This window comes from Marinobacter sp. 3-2, assembly GCF_003751355.1.
Taxonomy (GTDB): Bacteria; Pseudomonadota; Gammaproteobacteria; order Pseudomonadales; family Oleiphilaceae; genus Marinobacter; species Marinobacter adhaerens.
Genome location: NZ_RJUQ01000011.1, coordinates 54139 through 72078, shown reverse-complemented (window position 1 = coordinate 72078; position 17940 = coordinate 54139). Strand labels below are relative to the sequence as shown.

18 protein-coding genes are annotated in these 17940 nt (G+C 58.3%); 16 read left to right on the top strand and 2 right to left on the bottom strand.

The annotated features are described in order from the left end of the window. Positions 1-55 precede the first annotated feature (55 nt). The gene (gene xseA, locus EDB94_RS02130) at positions 56-1444 is read right to left on the bottom strand and encodes an exodeoxyribonuclease VII large subunit (protein WP_108017339.1); all 1389 of its coding nucleotides are present in this window, start codon (positions 1442-1444) and stop codon (positions 56-58) included. A gap of 192 nt (positions 1445-1636) precedes the next feature. Between xseA and guaB the strand changes: the two genes are divergently transcribed. The 6 genes from guaB to EDB94_RS02100 all read left to right on the top strand — a co-directional run bounded on the left by guaB (position 1637) and on the right by EDB94_RS02100 (position 8101). Next, positions 1637-3100 carry an IMP dehydrogenase gene (gene guaB, locus EDB94_RS02125; RefSeq protein ID WP_108017338.1) on the top strand — a complete coding sequence of 488 codons (1464 nt, stop codon included), beginning with the start codon at positions 1637-1639 and terminating at the stop codon, positions 3098-3100. Between the two features lie 62 nt (positions 3101-3162). Beyond that, positions 3163-4740 (top strand): glutamine-hydrolyzing GMP synthase, encoded by a 1578-nt coding sequence (gene guaA, locus EDB94_RS02120; RefSeq protein ID WP_008169149.1) that lies wholly within the window; start codon positions 3163-3165, stop codon positions 4738-4740. A gap of 20 nt (positions 4741-4760) precedes the next feature. After that, the gene (gene tadA, locus EDB94_RS02115) at positions 4761-5264 is read left to right on the top strand and encodes a tRNA adenosine(34) deaminase TadA (RefSeq protein WP_108017337.1); all 504 of its coding nucleotides are present in this window, start codon (positions 4761-4763) and stop codon (positions 5262-5264) included. A 9-nt stretch (positions 5265-5273) separates the two neighbouring features. Then, the gene (gene galE, locus EDB94_RS02110; RefSeq protein ID WP_108017336.1) at positions 5274-6269 is read left to right on the top strand and encodes a UDP-glucose 4-epimerase GalE; all 996 of its coding nucleotides are present in this window, start codon (positions 5274-5276) and stop codon (positions 6267-6269) included. A 30-nt stretch (positions 6270-6299) separates the two neighbouring features. Continuing rightward, positions 6300-7643, top strand: a complete 1344-nt coding sequence (locus tag EDB94_RS02105; protein WP_108017335.1) for a UDP-glucose/GDP-mannose dehydrogenase family protein — start codon at positions 6300-6302, stop codon at positions 7641-7643. Between the two features lie 23 nt (positions 7644-7666). After that, positions 7667-8101, top strand: coding sequence for an HIT domain-containing protein (locus tag EDB94_RS02100; protein ID WP_181258997.1), 435 nt, complete (start codon positions 7667-7669; stop codon positions 8099-8101). Positions 8102-8114: 13 nt separating this feature from the next. On the opposite strand, the gene fabR is transcribed toward EDB94_RS02100, so the two are convergent. Next, positions 8115-8732 carry an HTH-type transcriptional repressor FabR gene (gene fabR / locus EDB94_RS02095; protein WP_108017333.1) on the bottom strand — a complete coding sequence of 206 codons (618 nt, stop codon included), beginning with the start codon at positions 8730-8732 and terminating at the stop codon, positions 8115-8117. A gap of 208 nt (positions 8733-8940) precedes the next feature. On the opposite strand from fabR, the gene aspS reads away from it, so the two are divergent. The 10 genes from aspS to tolB all read left to right on the top strand — a co-directional run bounded on the left by aspS (position 8941) and on the right by tolB (position 17918). Then, the gene (gene aspS / locus EDB94_RS02090; protein ID WP_108017332.1) at positions 8941-10749 is read left to right on the top strand and encodes an aspartate--tRNA ligase; all 1809 of its coding nucleotides are present in this window, start codon (positions 8941-8943) and stop codon (positions 10747-10749) included. 25 nt (positions 10750-10774) lie between these two features. Beyond that, positions 10775-11518, top strand: coding sequence for a YebC/PmpR family DNA-binding transcriptional regulator (locus EDB94_RS02085; protein ID WP_062782619.1), 744 nt, complete (start codon positions 10775-10777; stop codon positions 11516-11518). An 18-nt stretch (positions 11519-11536) separates the two neighbouring features. Then, positions 11537-12064 (top strand): crossover junction endodeoxyribonuclease RuvC, encoded by a 528-nt coding sequence (gene ruvC, locus EDB94_RS02080; protein WP_014577393.1) that lies wholly within the window; start codon positions 11537-11539, stop codon positions 12062-12064. Positions 12065-12094: 30 nt separating this feature from the next. Next, positions 12095-12724 (top strand): Holliday junction branch migration protein RuvA, encoded by a 630-nt coding sequence (ruvA, locus tag EDB94_RS02075; protein WP_108017331.1) that lies wholly within the window; start codon positions 12095-12097, stop codon positions 12722-12724. A gap of 132 nt (positions 12725-12856) precedes the next feature. Continuing rightward, positions 12857-13888 (top strand): Holliday junction branch migration DNA helicase RuvB, encoded by a 1032-nt coding sequence (gene ruvB / locus EDB94_RS02070; protein WP_108017914.1) that lies wholly within the window; start codon positions 12857-12859, stop codon positions 13886-13888. After that, positions 13881-14342 (top strand): YbgC/FadM family acyl-CoA thioesterase, encoded by a 462-nt coding sequence (locus EDB94_RS02065; protein ID WP_014577390.1) that lies wholly within the window; start codon positions 13881-13883, stop codon positions 14340-14342. The genes ruvB and EDB94_RS02065 overlap by 8 nt, the downstream gene beginning before the upstream one ends. Positions 14343-14345: 3 nt before the next feature. Beyond that, entirely contained in the window at positions 14346-15035 is a 690-nt protein-coding gene (tolQ, locus tag EDB94_RS02060) for a protein TolQ (protein ID WP_108017330.1), read from the top strand. 46 nt (positions 15036-15081) lie between these two features. Then, a complete protein-coding gene (gene tolR / locus EDB94_RS02055) occupies positions 15082-15528 on the top strand; it encodes a protein TolR (protein WP_108017329.1) in 447 nt (148 codons plus the stop codon). A 79-nt stretch (positions 15529-15607) separates the two neighbouring features. Beyond that, positions 15608-16588, top strand: a complete 981-nt coding sequence (gene tolA, locus EDB94_RS02050) for a cell envelope integrity protein TolA (protein ID WP_108017328.1) — start codon at positions 15608-15610, stop codon at positions 16586-16588. 16 nt (positions 16589-16604) lie between these two features. Continuing rightward, complete coding sequence (tolB, locus tag EDB94_RS02045; RefSeq protein ID WP_014577386.1) at positions 16605-17918, top strand: Tol-Pal system beta propeller repeat protein TolB; 1314 nt, start codon at positions 16605-16607, stop codon at positions 17916-17918. Positions 17919-17940: the final 22 nt, after the last annotated feature.

The window sequence follows — 17940 nt, the reverse complement described above, 5'->3', positions numbered from 1 at the left end:
ACTTTAGGCCGTTTGAAATCATGGACTAGTAGACCATTGGCTTAGTCTTGGGGCTCTAGGGGCCAGTTTCTTCTGCAGATTTGACCGAAGTCACCTTCGCAGTCATTTCACCCCGTGCAACGTGGGCTGAGATGGTGTCGCCGGGATTAACGTTTGTGGCATCCCTAATAATGTTTCCGTTGTTGTCGCGCACGATGGAATAACCCCGTCCAAGGGTCGCAAGGGGGCTGACCACATTCAGAGTCTGCGCCGCATGTTCCAGGTTGTCGCGACGCTGTTTCAGGTCCTGCTGCATTACCGAAACCAATCGCTCGCTCACGCGCCGCAGCGCGTCCTGGCTATCCGAGAGCTGGCGGTGTGGCGACTGCATGACCAGTCTCTGGCGCAGGTGATCATTGCGCACGCCAACGGATGTCAGGCGCTGTCGAATAGCTTTTCGGAGGCGCAGTTCGAGCTCATCCATTCGCTGGGCTTTCTCCAGAAGCTCCCTTCTTGGGTCGCGCAACCGGGCGCTCAGATGTCCGAGCTGGGTGCCCAGGCGCTTCAGGGCCAGGCCCATGGCGTTGGACAGGCGGAATTCCCGGTCTCTTAGCTGTTTAAGCCAGTCTGACTGGTCCGGCGAAATCTTTTCGGCGGCCGCCGAGGGCGTCGGGGCCCGAAGATCAGCCACGAAATCGGCAATGGTTACATCGACCTCGTGACCAACCGCACTGACCGTGGGGATCCGGCAAGCGGCAATCGCGCGGGCGACCGCTTCTTCATTGAAGCACCAGAGATCCTCCAGAGAGCCACCGCCACGGCCGATAATCAGGACATCGGCAACGCCGTGGTTCTGTGCGGCTTCGATGGCTCGTACGATGTCAGCGGTAGCCGCCTTGCCCTGAACGGCAGTGGGGTAGAGCGTTACGGGTATAGCGGGGCACCGCCGGGCGAGAACGGTGAGTATGTCGTGGATCGCGGCGCCGGTGGGTGAGGTGACGACACCGATGTGTCTGGGCAGTGAGGGCAGCGGTTTCTTGCTGGCCTGTTCAAACAGTCCTTCGGCCAGCAATTTCCGCTTGAGCTCCTCGAAGGCCTGTTGGAGGGCGCCGAGCCCCGCAGGTTCGACGTGTTCAGCGATAATCTGGAAGTCGCCGCGGTTCTCGTAAAGAGTGACCTTGCCGCGGATCCGGACCTGATCGCCCTCTTTCGGTGGTGTGCGGATGCGCTGGTTCATGCCCCGGAACATGGCGCATCGCACCTGGCATTTCCGGTCTTTCAGGGAAAAATACCAGTGGCCGGACGAGGGGCGAGAAAATCCGGAGAGTTCACCTTCCACCCACACCTGCATAAAGCTCGATTCCAGAAGATGTCTGGCCTGGTGGTTGAGCTCGCTGACGCTGAGTGCCCGGGGGCGGGTGTCCTGAAGATGCGGCGTCGCCGGTCCTGATCCGTCGTTATACATACGCAATAGCCGAAAAGAGGGAGGGTAAAAATAGCGAAATTTCAAAAAGATGCAATCGAACCTTAAAAAAGGGCCGGTTTACTGTCTTCGAGAGCCCCATTATAATAGATCGATTAAGGATTTTGCTTTGTCGTACCGCCGCGGGTACGGCACGGAAATTCCCAACTTAGCACGATCAAAAGGCGGATCCCAATGCTGCGAATTGCCGAAGAAGCCCTCACATTTGATGACGTTCTGCTGGTTCCCGGATATTCAGAAGTGCTGCCCCACGAGGTTAGCCTGCAAACCCAGCTGACCAAGGGTATCACCCTCAACATTCCTCTTCTGTCTTCCGCCATGGATACCGTTACCGAGGCAGAATTGGCCATCGCCATGGCTCAGGAAGGCGGTATCGGCATCATGCACAAGAACATGACCGTTGAGCAACAGGCGGCAGCCGTCCGCAAGGTCAAGAAGTTCGAGAGTGGCGTGGTGAAGGATCCGATTACAGTTTCGCCCGAGACAACGGTTCGCGAACTGGTAGATATCACCATGGCGAACAGCATCTCCGGTCTTCCGGTGGTGGACGGCCACGACCTGATCGGTATCGTCACTGGCCGCGACATCCGTTTTGAAAGCCGGATGGACACGCTGGTTCGGGATATCATGACGCCGAAGGAAAAGCTGGTTACGGTCAAGGAAGGCGCCTGTCTCGAGGAAGTGAAAGAGCTGCTGCATCGCCATCGGATCGAGAAGGTTCTGGTCGTTAACGATAACTTCGAGCTGCGCGGCCTGATCACGGTCAAGGATATCCAGAAGGCGAAAGATTACCCGCTGGCGTGTAAAGACGATCAGGGTCGTTTGAGAGTTGGCGCGGCCGTGAGCACCGGTGGCGACACCGAAGTCCGCATTACCGCACTGGCCGAAGCCGGGGTCGACGTGATCGTGGTGGATACCGCTCACGGTCATTCCCGTGGTGTGATGGAGCGCGTGCGCTTTATCAAGAAGAATTTCCCCGATGTGCAGGTGATTGGCGGCAACATCGCCACGTCACACGCGGCGCTCGCCCTGGCGGAAGCCGGCGCGGATGCAGTAAAGGTAGGCATTGGCCCCGGTTCCATCTGCACCACCCGTATTGTGGCGGGTATTGGTGTGCCCCAGATTTCTGCGGTTTCCAACGTGGCCGCAGCGCTGAAAGAGCATGGAGTCCCGGTAATCGCTGATGGCGGTATCCGTTTCTCCGGTGATATTGCCAAAGCCATTGCCGCAGGCGCCCATAGCGTCATGATCGGTAGCCTTTTGGCAGGTACCGATGAGGCACCTGGCGAAGTGGAGCTGTTCCAGGGCCGCAGTTACAAGGCCTATCGTGGCATGGGTTCCATCGGCGCCATGGGGCAGGGCTCCAGCGATCGTTACTTCCAGGACGCCAGTAAGGGTATCGAGAAACTGGTTCCTGAAGGCATCGAAGGCCGCGTTGCCTGCAAAGGTCCGATGCGTAACATCGTTCACCAGCTGGTTGGTGGCCTGCGGGCTGCCATGGGCTACACCGGTAGCGCCACCATGGAAGAAATGCGCACCAAGCCTGAATTCGTGCGCATCACCAACGCGGGTATGCGTGAGAGCCATGTGCACGACGTGACCATCACCAAAGAATCGCCCAACTACCGTATCGGTTAACCATTGCCCTACCAGACGCGGCCCCCAGAGGGCCGCGTTGTTTATTCAGCCCCGAGGACTCCATGGCCCAGAACATCCACGACCACCGCATCCTGATTCTCGATTTCGGTTCCCAGTACACCCAGCTGATTGCCCGCCGTGTTCGCGAGATCGGCGTTTACTGTGAGATCAAAGCGTTCGATATCACCGATGACGAGCTTAATGAGTTCAATCCGAAGGGGATTATTCTTGCAGGCGGTCCGGAGTCGGTAACTCAGCTGGGCGGTCCCCGGGCGCCGGAAGGGCTGTTTGACCGCGGTATCCCGATTCTCGGCATCTGCTACGGCATGCAGACTATGGCGGAGCAGCTTGGAGGCCGCGTTGCCAGTTCGGAGAAACGCGAGTTCGGTTATGCCCAGGTGAAGGTTCGCGCCAAGGGTCCGCTGCTGGCGGATATTACCGATCATCTGACGCCGGCTGGTGAGTCGCTGCTGGACGTGTGGATGAGCCACGGTGACAAGGTGGTGGCGATGCCTGAAGGCTTCGAGCTGCTGGCCTCCACCGAGAGCGCGCCAATTTCCGCAATGCAGGATCTCAGCCGGAACCTGTATGGCGTCCAGTTCCACCCCGAAGTAACCCACACCCTGCAGGGCAAGCGGATTCTCGAGCATTTCATCCTGACTATCTGCAAATGCGAAGCCCTCTGGACGCCGGCCAAGATCGTCGATGATGCGGTTCAGCAAATTCGCGAGCAGGTGGGCAACGACAAGGTATTGCTTGGTTTGTCGGGTGGCGTCGATTCCTCGGTGACGGCAGCACTGCTGCACCGGGCAATCGGTGATCAGCTCACTTGTGTGTTTGTGGACAACGGTCTCCTGCGTCTTCATGAAGGCGATCAGGTGATGGACATGTTCGCCAGCAACATGGGCGTAAAAGTGATTCGGGTTGATGCTGAAGACCTGTTCCTGTCGAAGCTCAAAGGGGTCAATGATCCAGAGCAGAAACGCAAGATCATCGGCAATACCTTTATCGACGTGTTCGACGATGAAGCGGCCAATATCAAGGACGTGAACTGGCTGGCACAGGGCACGATCTATCCGGACGTGATCGAGTCTGCTGCGTCCAAGACCGGCAAAGCGCACGTTATCAAGTCCCACCACAATGTGGGCGGCCTGCCGGAAACCATGAAAATGAAGCTGGTGGAGCCGCTGCGGGAGCTGTTCAAGGATGAGGTGCGCCGGATCGGCCTTGAGCTTGGTTTGCCATACGACATGGTGTACCGCCACCCGTTCCCGGGGCCGGGTCTGGGCGTGCGTATTCTCGGTGAAGTTAAAAAGGAATATGCCGATATCCTGCGCCGCGCCGACGCCATTTTCCTGGAGGAACTCCACCGTGCGGATTTCTACCACAAGACGAGCCAGGCCTTTGCAGTATTCCTGCCGGTCAAGTCGGTTGGCGTGGTAGGTGACGCCCGCCGCTACGAATACGTGGTGGCTCTTCGTGCTGTTGAAACCATCGATTTCATGACCGCCCGCTGGGCGCATCTGCCTTACGATCTCCTTGAGACCGTTTCCAACCGGATCATCAATGAGATCACCGGTGTATCCCGGGTGACCTACGATGTTTCGTCCAAGCCGCCCGCAACCATCGAGTGGGAATAATCGACGGGTGAGCCGGTCCGATGTCTGAGGCGACGTCGGAAGACGAGCGCTGGATGAATCGCGCGCTCCAGCTGGCTGGTGAGGCTGCAGCAAAGGGCGAAGTGCCTGTCGGTGCCGTGGTGGTTCTGGATGGCAAGGAAATCGGCGCGGGTTTTAACGCGCCGATTTCCGGTTGCGATCCCACGGCCCATGCCGAAATCAGGGCGCTGCGCGATGCCGCCGCCCGGGTGGGCAATTATCGGCTGCCGGATGCCACGCTTTACGTTACTCTGGAGCCCTGTACCATGTGCGTGGGTGCTATCGTCCACGGCAGAATCAGTCGGCTTGTCTATGGGGCACGTGAGCCCAAGGCCGGTGCAATAGAGTCTGCACGCCGGACACTCGAAGAGCCCCATCTGAACTGGGACGTGACCGCCGTTGGCGGCGTGTTGTCAGATCAGTGCAGCCAGGTGATCAGTGAGTTTTTCAGTCGGCGACGGGCAGAGATCCGGCGTCTGCGCAAACAGAATTCAGGGAAGGAGTAGTTTTCGCCTATGAAAGTCCTCGTTACCGGCGGAGCCGGATATATTGGCAGTCACGTGGTCCGTCAGCTGGGCCAGGCCGGTCACGATATCGTTGTTTTCGATAACCTCTCCACTGGCTACCGCTGGGCGGTCACCGCCGGCGAACTGGTGGTCGGGGATCTGGCCGACGAAGCGGCAATCGAAGATCTGTTCTCCCGTCACCAGTTTGAGGCAGTCCTGCATTTCGCTGCCAATATTGTGGTGCCGGAGTCTGTCGCCAACCCCCTGAAGTACTACAGCAACAATACCCGCAATACCCTGAACCTCCTGAAAGCGGTCGAAAAGCACGAAGTGCCGTACATGGTGTTTTCCTCCACCGCGGCTGTCTATGGTATGCCTGAGCAGACGGTGCTCACTGAGGATCTGCCGCTGGCCCCGATCAATCCCTACGGCGCGTCCAAGATGATGAGCGAGCGGATGATCATGGATCTGGCCGCAGCCTCCAGCCTCAATTATGTGATTCTCCGTTACTTCAATGTAGCAGGCGCGAATCCGGAAGGGCTGCTGGGGCAGGCCACACCTGAAGCCACGCATCTGATCAAGGTCGCCTGTGAGTGCGTGACGGAACAGCGGGAAGGCATGAGTGTCTTCGGCACCGATTACGATACCCGGGACGGCACCTGCATTCGCGACTACATCCACGTGGAGGACCTGGCCAAGGCCCACGTGATGGCGCTGGACTACATGGCAGATGGTGGTCATTCGAAGGTCATGAACTGCGGTTATGGTCGCGGCTTTACGGTCCGGGAAGTGATTGATGTGGTCAAGGCGCAATCCGGCGTTGATTTTCCGGTCACCGAAACCGGCCGCCGCGCCGGCGACCCGGCAGCATTGATGGCTGACAACACACTTATCCGCCAGACCCTGGGCTGGCAGCCGGACTACGACAATCTGGATACCATTGTCGGCACAGCTCTGGCCTGGGAAGCGATCTGGCAGAAGAAAAAAGCTGACGACGCCCCATAACTTTTCTGTATTTGTATCGGGATTTAACGGATGAAAATTACGATTTTTGGGACCGGCTATGTCGGTCTGGTTACTGGCGCATGCCTGGCGGATGTAGGTCACAACGTTTTGTGTATGGACGTGGACCAGGGCAAAATTGAAAAGCTCAAGAATGGCCAGATTCCCATCTATGAGCCAGGCCTTGAAAATATCGTAAAGCACACCGTTGAGGCGGGCCGCCTTTCGTTCACCACAGATAGCGCGGAGGCCGTTCGTCACGGCACACTCCAGTTTATCGCGGTGGGCACCCCCCCGGATGAAGACGGTTCTGCCGACCTCCAGTATGTTACTGCCGTAGCCCGTTCCATTGGTGAACACATGGAGGAGTACAAGGTGGTGGTCGACAAGTCCACGGTACCGGTGGGTACCGGCGACAAGGTCCGGGCTGCGGTTCGCGCCCAGCTGGACCGACGTGGCCTGGAGCTGGATTTTGATGTGGTGTCGAACCCCGAGTTTCTCAAGGAAGGGGCGGCTATCAACGATTTCATGAAGCCTGACCGCATTGTTGTCGGTACCGACAGCGAGCGGGCTGCGGAACTGCTGCGGGAGGTCTACTACCCGTTCAACCGGAATCATGACCGCATGATCTTTATGGACCTGCGGTCTGCCGAGCTCACCAAGTACGCGGCCAACTCCATGCTGGCCACCAAGATCAGCTTTATGAACGAAATCGCCAACCTGGCAGAGCGACTGGGCGCTGATATCGAAGCCGTGCGCCGGGGCATTGGTTCCGACCCGCGGATTGGCTATCACTTCATCTACCCTGGTTGTGGTTACGGCGGTTCCTGCTTCCCGAAAGACGTTCAGGCCCTGGCCCGAACTGCCAGCGACTGCGGTTACGAAGCACGGCTGTTGAATGCGGTTGAATCGGTCAACTACGCCCAGAAACACGTGCTGTTCGACAAGGTCAGCCACTATTTTGGTGGTGATCTCGATGGCAAGGTCGTTGCGCTTTGGGGGCTGGCGTTCAAGCCGAATACCGACGATATGCGCGAAGCTTCTTCCCGCACATTGATGGAAGATCTCTGGAAAGCCGGCGCCAGAGTGCAGGCTTTCGACCCGGAGGCCATGGAGGAAACCCAGCGCATCTACGGTGATCAGGATGGCCTGACACTGTGCGGCACGAAAGAGCAGGCGCTTAAAGGGGCAGATGTTCTCGCTATCTGCACCGAGTGGAAAGAGTTCCGGTCGCCAGACTTCGAATCCATTGCTGCGACCATTCGTGAACCAGTGGTCTTTGATGGCCGCAATCTCTACGAGCCGGAAATGCTGGATCGCTACGGCCTAATTTACTATGCCATTGGCCGTGGCCGCACCCAGTTCCACTCCGAGTAAACCCAGATAATCGGAGGATGAGTATGAGTGAACCGGTAGTTTTCCGGTTACACGAGCGACTGAAGGCCGACACGATTGGCCTTGGAAGCAGCTCACTTTGTGAAATCCGACTGATGAATGACAGCACCTGGCCTTGGGTGCTGTTGGTGCCGGCGGTCGCCGGCATCCGTGAGATCTACCAGTTGTCGGCGGACCAGCAGCACCAGCTGGTCCGCGAATCCTCCGCGCTCAGCGAAGCCATGATGGATGTCTTTGGCGGCGACAAGATGAACGTCGCAGCCCTTGGCAACATGGTGCCCCAGCTTCATCTTCATCATATCGTGCGGTTCGAAGGCGACCCGGCATGGCCGGGCCCTGTGTGGGGCAAGCAGGCGCCGGTTGCTTATTTCGATGAGGAGCTGGCGCAGGTTCGCTCGAGACTGGCTCCGGTTCTTGCTGAGCTTGAGGCCGGTTTCTAATTCGAAAGTGAGGTCAGTTGCGTCTCGCCAGAGTCTGGGAGCCGACCAGGATCATTCTGAGCTCGGTTTTCAGCTTGGCCTTCAGCTCATCACGTTCGGAAGCGGTTGCATCCAGCGCTTCTGCCCCCTGGTTGAAGACGAGCGTTACCATGGCCTCGGCCACCAGCCTGGCTTCTGAGAGGGGCTTGTTCTGCTCGTCGGCGATCCGCCGCAGGTCATCGGCCAGTTCGGTCACAAAGTGGTCAATCTCGGCCTTTACGGCTGTCCGAAAAGGCTTGGAGACTCCGGTTCTTTCCCGAAGCATCAGCCGGAACAGGTTGGCATTGTTGCCGAGGTACTCCATGAAGGTTTCTACAGAAGTGGAAATGGCGCTGCCACCATCGCGGGCAATCCGCTTGCGGGCCTGACGCATTAGTTGTCTCAGGGCAACGCCGCCTTCGTCTACCAGAGCCAGGCCCAGTTCATCAAGCTCGGCAAAGTGCCGGTAAAAAGACGTGGGGGCGATGCCGGCTTCCCGAGCAACCTCCCGTAAACTCAGACTGCCAAAGCCCCGGTCCGCACTCAGTTGCGAGAGCGCCGCATCCATCAGTGCCCGCCGGGTTTTCTGTTTTTGCTCCGCTCTGGTGGCCAAGTTCAGACTCCATCTGCTGGTAAAAAAGAAGCATTCTAGCCGGCTGCCAACCTGCAGTCATCCGACCGCTTGATTTGCGTGCTCGCACGCCTGATTTTCACCGCCATTGTGTTTATAATGGGCGGCTTTTCCGCTATGGTCGCACCATTTTTCAAGCGATCCAGAACACGCACCATATTTGAACACATTAAACGTAACGGGAACCGGTATGCGCAGTCATTATTGCGGTGGGATCAACGAATGCCACATCGATCAGGAAGTCACACTTTGCGGATGGGTACACCGCCGTCGTGACCACGGTGGGGTTATCTTCCTGGATTTGCGGGATCGGGATGGTATGTCTCAGGTGGTTGTGGATCCTGATACCCCTGAGAGCTTTGCGCTTGCGGAAAAAGTCCGTAGCGAGTTCGTGATCAAGGTCACCGGCCGGGTGCGTCGTCGTCCTGCCGGAACCGAGAACAACAACATGCCGACCGGGCAGGTTGAGCTTCTGGGTAAGGAGCTGACTATCCTGAACGCTGCGGCAACGCCGCCGTTCCCGCTGGATGAGCATGTCGACGTTGGCGAGGACGTGCGCCTGCGCTACCGGTTTGTGGACCTGCGTCGTCCGGAGATGATCAACCGCCTGCGTTTCCGTTCCCGGGTGACCAGTTATATCCGTAACTACCTCGACAGCAACGGCTTCATGGATGTCGAAACTCCTATCCTGACCCGTGCCACGCCGGAAGGCGCGCGGGATTATCTGGTGCCGAGCCGTACCCACGAAGGCTCCTTCTTCGCGCTTCCCCAGTCTCCCCAGCTGTTCAAGCAGCTGCTGATGGTGTCTGGTGTTGACCGCTACTACCAGATCGCCAAGTGTTTCCGGGATGAAGACCTGCGTGCAGATCGTCAGCCGGAGTTCACCCAGGTAGACATCGAGGCCTCTTTCATTGATGAAGAGACCCTGATGAAGCTGAACGAGGACATGATCCGGGCGCTGTTCAAGGACGTGCTGGAGGTTGAACTGCCGTCCTTCCCGCAAATGCCGTATGCGGAGGCAATGCAACGTTACGGCAGCGACAAGCCGGATCTGCGAATCCCGCTGGAGCTGCTGGATGTGAACGATTTGGTTGAAGGCGTGGACTTCAAGGTCTTCGCCGGTCCCGCCAAGGATCCGAAAGGTCGTGTGGCGGCTCTGCGTGTGCCGAAAGGCGGCGAGCTGACGCGCAAGCAGATTGACGACTACACCAAGTTTGTTGGTATCTACGGTGCCAAAGGTCTTGCCTATATCAAGGTCAATGACCTGTCCAAGGGCGTTGAAGGTCTGCAGTCCCCGATCATCAAGTTCCTGGGTGATGATGTTGCTCTGGCTATCATGGAGCGTGTGGGTGCCGAAGACGGCGACATCGTGTTCTTCGGCGCGGACAAAACCAACGTGGTCAATGAAGCCCTCGGCGCACTTCGGATCAAGATCGGTCACGATCTCGACATGCTGACTTCCGAGTGGGCGCCGCTCTGGGTTGTCGATTTCCCGATGTTCGAGGAAACTCCGGACAGCGGCCTGACCGCGATTCACCACCCGTTCACCGCGCCGTCCTGTAGTCCGGAAGATCTGGCCGCAGACCCCGCCAACGCGTTGTCCCGCGCCTACGATATGGTGTTGAACGGCACTGAATTGGGCGGCGGTTCTATCCGTATTCACGATGAGAAAATGCAGGAAGCGGTGTTCCGTATTCTGGGTATCGGTGAAGAGGAAGCCCGCGCCAAGTTCGGCTTCCTGCTGGATGCCCTGAAGTTTGGTTGCCCGCCCCATGGTGGTCTGGCGTTCGGCCTGGATCGCCTGGTCATGCTGATGACCGGCGCTTCGTCCATCCGTGACGTTATCGCATTCCCGAAAACCCAGAGTGCCACCTGTCTGATGACCCAGGCGCCGGGCGAAGTGGATGAGAAGCAGCTGCGTGAGTTGCATATCCGTCTGCGCAAGCCGTCAAAGCCGGTTGAAGGCAACAAGGCGGAAGCCGGTGAGGGCAACGAGTAAGTCAGTGATTTAAGGGAGGAGCTGTATGGCGGGTCACAGTAAGTGGGCCAACATCAAGCACCGCAAGGCGGCACAAGATGCCAAGCGGGGCAAGATCTTCACCAAAATCATTCGTGAGCTGACCGTGGCCGCGCGCCAGGGCGGGGGGAATCCCGATGATAATCCCCGCCTGCGCGCCGTCATCGACAAGGCGCTCACCGCCAATATGAAAAAAGACACCATCGAGCGCGCGGTTGAACGTGGCGCCGGTGGTGGCGATGATGACAACTACGAAGAGCTGACCTACGAAGGCTATGGCCCCGGTGGTGTGGCGATATTCGTGGAAGTCATGACCGACAACAAAAACCGGTCTGTGGCTGAAATCCGCCACGCGTTCAACAAGATGGGTGGCAATCTCGGTACCGACGGATCGGTTGCCTACCTGTTCAGCAAGCAGGGAATTATCAGCTACGGTCCGGAGTGGGAAGAGGACAGGCTGGTGGAAGCCGTACTCAGCGCCGGTGCCGAAGACCTTGCGGCCCAGGACGACGGTTCCTGGGAAATCGTAACCACACCCGAGCAGTTTCTGGACGTCAAGGAATCTCTGGTCAATGCGGGACTGGTGCCGGACAATGCTGAAGTAACCATGGTTCCATCCACGCGGGTTGAGCTGGATCGGGACGGCGCGGAAACCATCCTCAAGCTTATTGATATGCTCGAAGATCTGGACGATGTTCAGAATGTATACCATAACGCGGATATCTCCGGCGACATCATGGAATCGCTTTGACCAGTCAGGAGCATTGATGTGGCGATAATTCTGGGCGTTGATCCTGGGTCACGAATTACCGGTTACGGCGTCATTCGGGCAGATGGTCGACACATCGAGTACATCGACAGTGGTTGTATCCGGGTGGGCGAGAAGCCCATGGCTGAACGCCTTCAGACCATATTCCAGAGCCTTGCCACCCTGATCGGAGAGTATCGGCCGGAAGAATTTGCCATCGAGCAGGTGTTCATGGCCCGCAATCCTGACTCGGCTCTGAAGCTCGGTCAGGCCCGCGGCGCGGCCATCGTCAGTGCCGCCAACAGTGGCTTGGCGGTTCATGAATACTCGGCGAGGCAGGTAAAGCAGGCGGTGGTCGGCAAGGGCGGCGCTGACAAATCCCAGGTTCAGCACATGGTTCAGGTGTTGCTTTCGCTTTCACGCAAACCCCAGGCAGACGCGGCCGATGCGCTCGCCATCGCCATGTGCCATGCCCACATGAGTCAGAGTATCCTGCGGGTGGCCAGTGGCGCGGGAAAAGTCCGAAGCGGTCGTGTGCGACAACAATAAACCGCTCCCAGGAGCGACAGGAGATTCAGCTTGATTGGTCGTATCCGAGGTATTCTGGTCGAAAAGGCTCCGGGCCAGGCGCTGGTTGAGTGCGCGGGCCTGGGCTATGAAGTCGACATCCCCTATACCACCTTCTTTCATCTGCCGGAGACCGGCGATGAAGTCACCCTGCACACCCATTTTGCCGTCCGAGAAGACGCCCAGAGCCTCTACGGCTTTGCTTCCAGCCTGGACCGGGACCTCTTCCGCCTGCTGATCAAGGTCAATGGGGTTGGCCCTAAGCTGGCCGTTGGCATTCTTTCCGGATTGGACGCACAGCAGTTCATTCGCTGCGTTGAGAATCGTGACTCCGCCTCACTGGTCAAGCTCCCCGGCGTTGGCAAGAAGACAGCAGAACGGCTTCTTATTGAAATGGCGGACCGGATAGGGCAACTTGAAGGTCAATTTGTGCCAACGTCGCCCGAGGCGACAGGCGTGGGGCAGCCGGGCGGACAAGGCCCCGCTGGCGGGCCGGCGGCCACTGAAGAGGCGGAAGCCGCACTGATCGCTCTGGGTTACAAGCCCCAGGAGGCTGCCAAGGCCATCAGCAAAGTGGCCGAGGAGGGGATGAGTAGTGAAACGCTCATCCGTCTGGCCCTGCGAAACATGATTCCGGCCTGATCGTCAGAACCTGTCGCGAACCTGTAGAGAGCGTAACGTGACACCTGCTAACCCCTTTGTACAATTGGGGCTGCGCTGGAATAGCGGGCAAACGTGAGGCACGATGTTGATTCCCACACTATGGGTGATGCCATGATCGAATCCGACCGGTTGATCTCGGCCCGGGCCGGTGAATATGAGGAAGTACAGGACAGGGCCATTCGCCCGACCCTGCTGGCCGAGTATGTTGGCCAGCCCACGGTCCGTGAGCAGATGGATATTTTCATATCCGCGGCCCGGGGTCGTCAGGAAGCGCTGGACCACGTTCTGATCTTTGGCCCGCCCGGTCTGGGCAAAACAACCCTTGCCAATATCATCGCCAATGAGATGGGCGTATCCATCAAGACAACGTCTGGTCCTGTGCTTGAAAAAGCCGGCGACCTGGCCGCCATGCTGACTAATCTCGAAGAAGGTGACGTTCTCTTCATTGACGAGATCCACCGTCTCAGCGCGGCAGTGGAAGAAGTGCTGTATCCGGCGATGGAAGATTACCAGCTCGACATCATGATCGGTGAGGGCCCGGCCGCCCGCTCCATCAAACTGGACCTGCCGCCGTTCACCCTCGTCGGTGCGACCACCCGTGCAGGCTTGCTGACTTCGCCGCTGCGTGACCGCTTCGGCATCGTGCAGCGGCTGGAGTTCTATAACACCGAAGATCTTACCAGCATCATTCTGCGCTCCGCGCGATTGTCCTCGGTAGCCATCGATGAGGCAGGCGCGTTCGAAATTGCCCGTCGGTCCCGGGGTACCCCGCGTATCGCCAATCGCCTGTTGCGCCGTGTCCGCGATTTTGCGGAAGTCCGCTCAGACGGTCGTATAACCTCTGATATCGCCGATCAGGCACTGAATATGCTGAAAGTGGATAACCAGGGTTTCGATCACATGGATCGGCGCCTGCTGCTGGCCATGATCGAGAAATTCGACGGTGGCCCTGTCGGGGTCGAGAGCCTTGCTGCCGCGATCAGTGAAGAGCGCGGCACCATTGAGGATGTGCTTGAGCCCTTCCTGATCCAGCAGGGTTATATGGTCCGGACTCCCAGAGGGCGGATGGTGACCTCCAACGCCTATCAGCATTTCGGCGTGATTCCGCCGAAGTCGGGCAGGGAGGACGATCTTTTTGGTTGAACAGGCGCCAGAGGGAAGGTTCGAGCTGCCGATTCGGGTCTATATCGAGGACACCGACGCTGGTGGCATCGTCTTTCATGCCAAATATCTCCATTACATGGAGCGGGCCCGAACCGAATGGGTGCGCAGTTGCGGCGTTGGCCTCAGGGCGGGTCTGGCAGACAATATCAGTTATGTGGTGCAACGGCTGACCATTCATTATGCGGTGCCGGCCAAGCTTGATGACGAACTGCTGGTTACTGCGGAACCCGTGGCTTTTGGTAGAGTCTGGATGGATTTCCGTCAGCGTGTGATGCGGGCCGAAGACCGAAAGTTGCTGAGTGACAGTGATGTGCGGGTAGCCTGCGTAGCGCTTGATTCCGGTCGTCCCCGCCGGTTACCGACGAATATGCAGGAATTGCTGGCCAGGAATGTCCAGCCCACCGAAACGATAAACAGAACGAGCCAGGAGTAAGAAGTGGATTCAGAACTTTCAGTCTGGTACCTCATTGCCAATGCCGGTGTCTTGGTTCAGCTGGTCATGCTTTTGCTGGCCCTGGCGTCAATCATGTCCTGGGCCCTGATTTTCCAGCGCCTGCAGGTATTCCGGAAGGCCAGGAAGGCCCAATTGGCGTTCGAGGAGCGTTTCTGGTCAGGCATGGATCTGGGGCAGTTATACCGGGAGGTGAACGCCGATCCAACACCGTTTTCCGGCATGGAATCCCTGTTCCGGGCCGGTTTCAAGGAGTTTTCCCGGTTGCGCCAGCAAAGCCGGGACGCCGATGCGGTTATGGAAGGTACCCAGCGGGCAATGCGGGTGGCCTTCTCCCGGGAGCAGGAGCGGCTGGAGGCCAGTCTGCCGTTCCTGGCGACGGTCGGCTCCACCAGTCCTTATGTGGGTTTGTTTGGCACCGTCTGGGGCATCATGAACTCGTTCCGGGGGCTGGCACAGGTTCAGCAGGCGACACTGGCCACGGTGGCGCCCGGCATCTCCGAGGCCCTCATCGCAACCGCCATGGGTCTGTTCGCCGCAATACCGGCGGTTATTGCCTATAACCGTTTTTCCGCCATGTCCGATGCCCTGTTGAAGAACTACGAAACCTTTGCGGATGAGTTTTCCAGCATCCTCCATCGCCGCGTCCACCAGAGCGAGAAGGGCGCCGCATGATGCGGTTGGTAATTAGAGGCAGGAATCAGCCCAGGAGCACAGTTCTATGAAAGGCATGGGAATGATGCCGGAAAACCGGCGCAAGCCAATGTCGGAGATCAACGTGGTTCCGTACATTGACGTAATGCTGGTGCTGCTGATCATCTTCATGGTCACCGCCCCGATGCTGACGCAAGGGGTGAAGGTTGATCTGCCCCAGACCACTTCCGATCCTATTCAGTCTGACAAGGATGTTGAGTCCATCATTGTTTCGGTTGATGCAAACGGAGCGTACTACGTCGATATCGGAGACGAGGGCAGTGACCCCATGACGCTGTCCGACCTGCGTGCCCAGGTTTCCAAGATCCTCTCGCAACGGGCCTCCAGTGAGATTCTGGTTCGCGGCGATGAGAATGTTACTTACGGCACAGTTGTTCGGTTGATGGCCGAGTTGCAGGGTGCCGGGGCGAGCAGTATCGGCCTGATCACCGAATCACCGCGGGACGACAATTGATAGTGTTGCGGGCAGGAGTGTTGTGAGAGATCACCAGCGCGAAGTAACCACAACAGGCGTGCCACCATGGAAATCACCGGTGGCGCTCTCGGTCACGTTGCACCTGTTGATTCTGGGCATTGCGCTTGCGGGTTGGTCTTGGACCAGCACCGATCATGAGCCGCCACCCAGGAGCATATCGGCCCGGCTGATTACCCAGCAGGAGCCGGAACCGAGCCCGGTGGTAGAGCCGGTCGATCAGCAAAAGCGGGACGAAGAACGCCGGGCCGAAGAGCAGCGTCGCAAGGAAGAAGCTGAACGACAGAGGCAGGAAAAAGAAGCCCGTCGCATTGCAGAGCAGAAGCGACAGGAAGAACAAAAACGGCTCCAGCAGCAGAAAGAGCAGGAGCGACAGGAAGCAGAGGCGAAAGAACGCGAAGCCCGGAAAGCCCGTGAAGCGGAGGCTGCCCGTCAAAAGGCGGAAGCGGAAGCCAAGGAGCGGGCCAGGCAGAAAGCTGAGGAAGAAAAACGCCGTCAGGAAGAGGCAAAACGAAAAGCCGAAGAAGAGAAGCGGCGCCAGGAAGAGCAGAGGAAGCGGGAAGAGGCCGAACGCAAGCGCCAGGAGGAACTGGCTCGCCAGGAAGCTGAGCGCAAGCGCCTCGAGGCAGAGCGCAAGCTCCGGGAACAGCAGCTTGAAGCCCAGGCGGAGGCGGCTCAGAGGGCCCGGGAAGAGGAAGCCCGTCGCCAGAGAGAGGCGGCCGCTGCGAAAGCGCGAGAAGCCCAGATGCTGTCGGAGAGTGAGAAGTACCAGGCTCTGATCCGTGAGCGTTTGAGCCAGGCGTGGTATCCGCCCAGTTCGGCTACTGAAGAGATGACCGCGCGGCTCCAGATTACGCTGTTACCGACGGGTGAGCTTGCCGGGGTGCGGCTGGTCAGTAGCAGCGGGAATACAGCGTTCGATAACTCCGCTCTGGGGGCGGTGCGTTCCCTGAGTCGTTACCCGATACCCAATGATCGGGATACCTTTGAACGGTATTTCCGACAGTTTACGATTGAATTCAACCCACGCCGGTTGAGATAAGGATGCGGATAACACCATGACACATCGGATTTGGCACAAACCGTCCAGAACGCTTCTTGCCGCCACGGCACTGATCTTTTTCGCGGTTTCGGCAGCCCGGGCTGAGCTGTTGATCCGGATTACTGAAGGCGCGGATTCGGCCATTCCTGTTGCAGTGGTGCCTTTCGCCGAGTCTGGACAGATGCCCGCTGGCGACAAGGTCAGCAGCATTGTTCAGGCGGATCTGACCATGACGGGCGAATTCCGGACTCTGCCTCCCGAGAAGATGCTGAGCCTGCCATCCAGGCGGGAGGAAGTGTATTTCCGGGACTGGCGCCTGCTGGGCCAGCGCTATGTCCTTGTGGGGGCCCTCAGCCGAAGTGGTGACCGTGTTCAGGCCCGGTATGAGTTGTTCGATGTAAACCGCGAGGAACGGATTCTCGGTGAAACTGCGGCGGCACCTGCCTCCAATATGCGCTCGCTCGCTCACCACATCAGCGACAAGGTATATGAGGCCATCACAGGCGTGCCGGGTGCCTTCTCAACAAAGCTTGCCTATATCACGCTTGATACCGCCAACGGCAAACCCCGTTACCGACTGCAGGTCAGTGACGTGGACGGCAAGCGCGCCAGAATCCGTCTTGAAAGCCAGGAACCCATCCTGTCACCGGCATGGTCGCCAGACGGGGAAAAGCTGGCCTATGTGTCGTTCGAAACAGGGAAACCGGTGATTTTTGTTCATGAGCTTGCAACCGGCAATCGCACCAAAGTGGCCGACTTTCCGGGGCTCAACTCGGCGCCGGCCTGGTCCGACGATGGCCGATCGTTGTTGATGACCCTCTCGAAAGACGGAAATGCCGAGATCTACCGGATGAACCTGGATACCCGGCAGTTGACCAAGCTTACGAACCACTGGGCTATTGATACCGAGCCGAGCTATGACGCCACTGGCAAGGGCATTTTCTTTACGTCGGACCGGTCCGGAGGTCCGCAGATTTACCACATGGATACACCGGGTGCGGAGCCTCGTCGTATCACCTTCGGCAGCCGTTACAACGCTCGGCCAAGGCCCGACAATGACGGTAACTATGTGTATTACGTTCACCAGCGCGATCGGGCATTTCACATTGCCCGTACCGAACTGAAAACCGGGGAGGAAACGATCCTAACCCGCACCGAGTCTGATGAGTCTCCCAGTGTTGCGCCCAATGGCCGGATGCTGATCTACGCTACCCGGCAGAATGGCAGCAACGTGCTCACGGTTATTTCCGCGGATGGTGGAGCAGCGTACAGCTTGCCGGCATCCGAAGGCGATGTCCGTGAGCCCGCCTGGGGACCTTTGGTTCGCTGACTCCCGGAGCTTTCCGGTGTTG